Below are 6,367 nucleotides of genomic sequence, written 5' to 3' on the forward strand. Positions count from 1 at the left end.
ATGATCACCGGGCCGCTACCCAAGTTCCACGGAACTCGGGACATCCTCTCAGCACCTTGCGGGCAGCGCCTTGACCGCCCGCCAGGTGTCGATCAGGTCGTCGGTCCCGGGCCAGTCGGCGCGCAGGTGCAGCCACCGTTTGCGTTGCCCGCGGGTGAGGCGGGCGGGCAGGTGGAACAGCCGGTAGCGCAGCAGCTTGGGGGCTGCGTTGCGGAGTTCGCCGGCGCCGCCGTCCTCGCCCTCGGCACCCTGCTCTGGGCGGTGCAAAGCCGGCGGGCCACACCCGACCGCGCGACGAGCGCATAAACCAAAGCTCTCGGGCCCGGTAATTGGCCAGGCACCGGAGACTTTGACCGCGCCATTCCCGTAGCACGATCCCCCATCCGGACACTGAGCGGCAGGCGGCAGTGGCCCGCCCACGGGACGTCGAAGCGAAGCAGTGTCGGGGCCACTCTGCTGGGTGTCGTGGACTCTTGGGCTTGACCCGTCCCCCGAGGGCCGGCTTTAGCGTGTTGGTGAGGGAGGTGGTCCGGGGTGAGGGCTGGACAGGCAGCGGCGGCTGCGGGGGTGTCGGTCAAGGCGTTGCGCTACTACGAGGCTCTGGGGTTGGTGCGGCCGGGCCGGCGCGCCAATGGGTACCGAATCTACAGCGACGAGGACGTGCGGGCGGCCGCGGAGCTGCGGCAGCTGATGGCGCTGGGATTGACCACGCAGGAGGCCGAGCCGTTCGTGGAGTGCCTGCGGGCCGGCCACGACGCCGTCGATGACTGCGCGGAGTCCATCGCGGCGTACCAACGCAAGATCGACCAGCTCGACGGGTTGATCGACCGACTGTCCCAGGCCCGGGACCGGTTGCGTGAGCGGATGGGCCAGGCCGCGCGCCGCGGTTTCCGCACCCTGCCTGCCACAGCCGCGTCTCGAGAGGACGACGGCATGCTGCCCCGGCCGGCACTGCTGCCCGAGGGGCTGCCAGCTCCGGTGGATGACGGTGCGGCCCGGCACTTGCCGGGCCGAACGCTGCCCGGCCTGGTGCTGACCGCCACCGACGGCTCACAGGTGCGCCTGGACGGGGTGTGCGATGGCCGGTGGGTGCTGTTCGTCTATCCGTTGACCGGCGAGCCGGGCGTGGACGTTCCGCGCGGCTGGGACGAAATCCCTGGCGCTCGCGGCTGCAGCCAGGAGGCCTGCAGCTTTCGGGACAACCTGGGCCAGCTGCACGCTGCCGGGGTCGAGAAGGTGCTGGCGCTGTCGTCGGATCGGGCGCAGTACCAGCAGGATCTGGTCGCCCGACTGCACCTGCCCTACCGGCTGCTGTCCGACCCGCAGCTGCAGGTCGCCGACGCACTGAGCCTGCCGACGTTCACCACCGAGGTCCTGCCCGGCGCCGGTTCGGGCCAGCCGCAGCGGCTGTACAAGCGGCTGACGATGCTGCTGCACGGCCCACGGATCGAGCACGTCTTCTACCCGGTGTTCCCGCCAGACCGGCACGCCGACGAGGTGCTGAACTGGGTCCGCACCCACCCTGTGGTCGGCTCATGACCGGCCGCCGGTCCCGGCCAAGGCCGCGAGGCCGGCGTGTGGCGTGACCTCGCCGTGTTCGCCGCGGCGTTCGCCGTCTCCGCGGCGCTGCCCGGGCCGGACACCATGCTGCTGTTCAGCCGGGCCCTCAGCGGCGGCGCCCGCGCGGCCGGGACGGTCGCGGTCGGGCTGACCGTGGGCAAACTGGCGCTGCTGGCCGCAGCCGTCGCCGGCGTCGCTGCCGCGGCGGCCGCGCTCGGTCCGCTGTTCGCCGTCCTCAAGCTCGCCGGCGGCGCCTACCTCATCTGGCTGGCCGTGCGCCTGTGGCGCCGCGCCGGCGCCGCGCCTCCCACCTCCACCGGAAAGGCCGCGGCCGGTTCCCGACTGGCGCGGGTGGGCACCGGGTGGCGCGGCATCGGGCTGGGAGCGGCGCTGACCGTCGGCAATCCGCAGGCGCTGCTGTTCTACATCGCGGTGCTGCCCGCGGTGCTCGGCGGTCAACGGGTCGGTGCGGACGAGTACCTGCTGCTGTGCGTGGTCCTGGCAGCGGTCATGGCGGCCGTCGCGGCCGCCTACATCACTCTGGCCACCCGGGTGCGCGCCGCGCTGAGCGCCTCCCGCAAACGCGTCGCCGACCGGGTCGGCGCGGTGCTGCTCGCCCTCACCGGCGCGGTGGTGATCGCCCGGTGACGGCTCGGGCCATATGTCAGCGCGGACGGTGAGCGCCCCGGGCACACGCGACCCGCAAGCAAGAGACTCGATCACACGAGCAGGTGACAACTCCGCCGCCCGTGAGGGGATCCCTTCCCGGACACGCGGCCGCGGCCCTGGACCACATGTCGGGCAGGCTCGACCTCATGAGCGACCTGCTGCTGATGGCCGATCCCCGCGTGGCGAGCATGCCGGTGCGGGACTGCCGCGGACCGCTGGTCGACCTGCACACGATCACGTCGCTGCGGCTCGACGATCGCAAACGTGACCCGCGGGGCCACTTCGCCCGGTTGCGCCGCGGCGTCGCCGGCCGCCTCGAGGAGGCGACAACCCTGCTGCCCGAGGGGCTGTCGTTGCTGGTCATCGAGGCGTACCGGTCACCGGAGCTGCAGCAGCGTTACTTCACCGGCTACCGGGCCAAGCTCGCCGCCACTCATCCGGGCTGGACCGATCCTCAGCTCGACACCGCCGCCAGCCGCTACGTCAGCCCACCAGCCGTGGCGCCGCACTGCGCCGGCGCCGCGGTCGACCTGACCCTGTGTACCAGCGACGGGCAGGAGCTCGACATGGGCACCCGGGTCGACGCCACCCCCGAGGACAGCGGCGGCGGCTGCTACACCGAGGCGGCCAACATCAGCGGCACCGCCCGCGGCAACCGCAGCATCCTCATCCGCGCCCCGCAGGCCGTCGGCCTGGTCAACTACCCCACCGAGTGGTGGCACTGGTCCTTCGGTGACCGGTACTGGGCCACCGTCACCGGCGCCCCCGCCGCCTGCTACGGCCGACCGAGCCGTAACACCGGCAGGCGGAACCAGTCAGAGATCGATGACGGGTCGGCGTGGGCGCGCCCGCCCTGACAGGATGGGCAACCCGTCGGCAGGAGCAGGTGTTCGGCCGCGGCGAGCGTGTCGGAGGATCAGCTGCCGTGGTGAATGTGGATGTGGTCGTCATCGGCGGTGGGCTGCTTGGCCTGGCGGCGGCGCGGGCGCTTGACCGCCGCGGCCGCGAGGTGGTCGTGCTCGAGGCCGCCGGGGTGGGGCACGAACGGTCGGGCTCGAAAGGCGACGCTCGCATCTTCCGCCTGGGATACACCGACCCGCTGTACGTACAGATGGCCCAACAGGCCGAACGGCTGTGGCGGGAGCTGGAGGCCGAGACCGGTGTCGAGCTGTTGCGGACTACCGGTCAGCTGACCCTCGGCCCAGGCCGGGACAGCGTGTTGACGACGCTGCGCGCGGCCGGCGCCCCGGTCGAAGAGCTCACCGCCGAGGAGGCCGCCGAACGCTTCCCCGGGGTACGCGCCGACGGTTCGGTGATCTTCGAGCCCGCGTCGGGAGTTCTCGCGGCGGACAGGGCGCTGATCGCGCTGCGCCGCAGACTCACCGTGCACGAGCACGTGGCCGCGCGAGCGGTGCGTGACGAAGGCGACCGGGTGATGGTGGAGACGACCGCCGGGACCTGGTCGGCCGCAGTGGCGATCATCTGCGCGGGTCCGGCGACTTCCATGCTGGCTTCGCCCTCGGTTTGGCTGTCTACCTCGGCGACCCTGGAGCAGGTCGGCTACTACGCGCCCGTGGACGGCCCGCTGGACATGCCGATCGTGGTCGCCGATGGCCCGCGGCCGCTGTACGGGCTGCCGGTGGCCGCGCGGGGTTGGTACAAGCTGGGACTGCATCAGGCCGGACCGGTCGTCGACCCGGCCAGCGCCGACTACCGGGACGACCCGGGGTTGCTGTCCGAGCTCACCGCCCTCACCGAGGATTTGCTGCCCGGACTGTCCCCGGTGCTGGTCGACAGCCTTCGCTGCCTGTACGACTCCACAGCCGACGATGACTTCATCCTGGACCGGCACGGTCGCATCGTCCTTGGCGCCGGAACCTCCGGCCACGGCTTCAAGTTCGGCCCGCTACTCGGAGAGCTGCTAGCCGATCTCGCCCTTGACGTTGAGCCCCCGGTGCCACTGCAGCGGTTCGCCGCGTCCCGACTGGGCCTCCGCTGACATCATCGCGCTCGCTGCGGTCCCCGTCGGCCGCGCCCCGTCCCGCATCGCGATCCTCCAGCGGAGCTGGACATGCTGGAGCGGCATCCTTGGCCGGTGCTCGCCTGGGACCACAACGCCTACTACCACCGGCTGCTGCTGCGCCATGTGCCCGCAGGGACCGGCCGCGTGCTGGATGTCGGGTGCGGCGCCGGGTCCCTGGCGAGCAAGGCGGCTCTGCGCGCCGCGCACGTCGATGCCCTCGACCGTGACCCCGTGATGGTTCAGGCAGCCCGGCAGGTGGTGCCCACCAACGTCACCTGCGTGCTGGCCGACATCTTGGACCATCCGCTGGTTCCCGGCTCCTACGACGCAATCGTGTCCATGAGCGCCCTGCACCACCTGCCGCTGGCGCCGGCGCTGTCCCGCTTGGCCACTGCCCTGAGACCTGGCGGTGTGCTCGCTGCGGTCGCCCTCCCGCGCATCGACCTCCCTCGCGAGGTGCCCGTCGAGCTGGCCGCCACCGCCTACCATCACCTGCTCGGCGCTGCGCTCACCGTGACTGGGCATCCCCTGCGCGCGGAGGCGCCGGTCCTGCAATCGCGGCCATGCCTGTCCTCGACCCAGTCCTGACCACCCGACAGGTTCGCTACCAAGCCGCAGCGGTTCTGCCGGGAGTGACGGTGCGCCGGCTGCTGCTCTGGCGCTACCTACTCGTGTGGGAGAAGCCCGCCCACAGCACCTGACCACCTCGGCCAGTTGAGGATCTCGCTACGAGTCTGCGGCAGGCGTGGACGACGACCGCTCCTGCACAGAGCGGGCCAGCAGGCAGAACTCGTTGCCCTCGGGGTCGGCCAGGACGACCCAGCTGACATCGGGAGTCTGACCCACATCGACGCGCCGAGCACCGAGGTCCAGGAGGCGCTGCAACTCCTCGGACGTACTGATTCCGTCTGCCCGCAGGTCCAGGTGCAGCCGGTTCTTCACCGTCTTGCCCTCCGGGACCGCGAACACGTCGATCGTCGGCCAGGACCTGTCGGGTGGGGCGATGCTGATGCCGTCCTCGTCCACCTCGGTCACCCGCCAGCCCAGCACGGCGCACCAGAACTCAGCTATGGCCCGTGGCTGCTCAGCGTCGATGGCTATGACGGCAATGCGGCTGGCCATGCGGCGCATCATGACCGGTCCCGCAGCCGAGGCCCAACCACCAAGCCGTCCCGCAAGACGACCGATAGCCGAACGTCTACCGGACGCTGCAGGGCCGCACCGGCCTGCCCGTGATCTTGTCTCGAAGACCACCAGCCATCGGGACGGTGCTATGCGGTTCCCTCAGGTCCGCGTCGCCACTACGAAGCCTCCGGCGGAGGGTTCGGGTTGAATGCGTCCGTAGCTGGTTGCAACTGCTGCGCGCTCGGAGACCTCCGGGGTCCAGCCGTGCTCGGCGAGCCACCGGGTCGCGTCCGGCAGGCCGCCTTTCCACAGCTGGACGTACTGCTGCATCGCCGGCGCCTGCCAAGCCTGCGCGCGCATCGGGTCGGTCCCGAGGCTCCCGACCTCGAACGCCACGCGACTGCCCGGGGAGGACAGTGCACTCATCTCGGTGAGCAACCTCGCTGCCTCGTCCGCGCTCAGGTAGATGAGCAGCCCTTCAGCCAGCCACACTGTCGCCTCGCCGGTAGCCAGCCCGGCCTGGCGCAGCGGAGCCGCCCAGTCCTCGCGTAGATCCAAGCCGATCGCCGTGCGCTCGCAGCTCGCGGCCGCTGAGCGCTCGGTCAGGACTCGCTCCTTGAAAGCAAGCACGTCGGGCAGGTCCAGCTCGTAGAGGTGCACGCCGGCTGGCCAGGCCAGCCGGAAGGCGCGCGTGTCCAACCCCGCAGCGAGCAGCACGACCTGACGGATGCCGCCCGCCGTCGCAGCAAGCAGGTAGTCGTCGAAGAACCGCGTGCGGATGACGGCGTGGGACCAGAAGGCGGCACCCCAGGAGGCCATGCCATCGGTTCTTGTAGCCGAAGCACGCTGCTCGACCTCAAAGGTCCGTGGTGCCGCGGCCAGGAACGCCTCGGCGTAGGGATCATCGAACAACCGGTCAGGGCGCCGGCCTGCGCGCGGACCAGCGCCACACCAAGCGCGGTCTTGCCGACACCAGCCGGAAGGTCAATC

The 6,367-nt window shown here is 71.2% G+C and carries 7 protein-coding genes and 1 pseudogene; 5 read left to right on the top strand and 3 right to left on the bottom strand.

Annotated features, from left to right (window positions below; all coding sequences use genetic code 11):
* Positions 1–48 precede the first annotated feature (48 nt).
* Positions 49–267, bottom strand: a complete 219-nt coding sequence (locus BLW04_RS24330; RefSeq protein ID WP_091548111.1) for a hypothetical protein — start codon at positions 265–267, stop codon at positions 49–51.
* A gap of 267 nt (positions 268–534) precedes the next feature.
* On the opposite strand from BLW04_RS24330, the gene BLW04_RS24335 reads away from it, so the two are divergent.
* The 5 genes from BLW04_RS24335 (at position 535) to BLW04_RS24355 (ending at position 4,840) form a co-directional block, all read left to right on the top strand.
* Positions 535–1,539, top strand: a complete 1,005-nt coding sequence (locus BLW04_RS24335) for a MerR family transcriptional regulator (RefSeq protein WP_091548113.1) — start codon at positions 535–537, stop codon at positions 1,537–1,539.
* Positions 1,540–1,575: 36 nt separating this feature from the next.
* A complete protein-coding gene (locus BLW04_RS24340; RefSeq protein WP_091548115.1) occupies positions 1,576–2,208 on the top strand; it encodes a LysE family translocator in 633 nt (210 codons plus the stop codon).
* Between the two features lie 167 nt (positions 2,209–2,375).
* The gene (locus BLW04_RS24345) at positions 2,376–3,086 is read left to right on the top strand and encodes a M15 family metallopeptidase (protein WP_091548119.1); all 711 of its coding nucleotides are present in this window, start codon (positions 2,376–2,378) and stop codon (positions 3,084–3,086) included.
* 68 nt (positions 3,087–3,154) lie between these two features.
* A complete protein-coding gene (locus BLW04_RS24350; RefSeq protein WP_175484274.1) occupies positions 3,155–4,228 on the top strand; it encodes an FAD-dependent oxidoreductase in 1,074 nt (357 codons plus the stop codon).
* Positions 4,229–4,324: 96 nt separating this feature from the next.
* Positions 4,325–4,840 carry a class I SAM-dependent methyltransferase gene (locus BLW04_RS24355; protein ID WP_217631254.1) on the top strand — a complete coding sequence of 172 codons (516 nt, stop codon included), beginning with the start codon at positions 4,325–4,327 and terminating at the stop codon, positions 4,838–4,840.
* A 138-nt stretch (positions 4,841–4,978) separates the two neighbouring features.
* On the opposite strand, the gene BLW04_RS24360 is transcribed toward BLW04_RS24355, so the two are convergent.
* A complete protein-coding gene (locus tag BLW04_RS24360) occupies positions 4,979–5,374 on the bottom strand; it encodes a VOC family protein (RefSeq protein WP_091548121.1) in 396 nt (131 codons plus the stop codon).
* 162 nt (positions 5,375–5,536) lie between these two features.
* Positions 5,537–6,292: pseudogene (locus BLW04_RS24365) on the bottom strand (SAM-dependent methyltransferase); the annotation flags it as partial.
* Positions 6,293–6,367 lie beyond the last annotated feature (75 nt).

It is taken from the genome of Modestobacter sp. DSM 44400 (assembly GCF_900107175.1).
Taxonomy (GTDB): domain Bacteria; phylum Actinomycetota; class Actinomycetes; order Mycobacteriales; family Geodermatophilaceae; genus Modestobacter.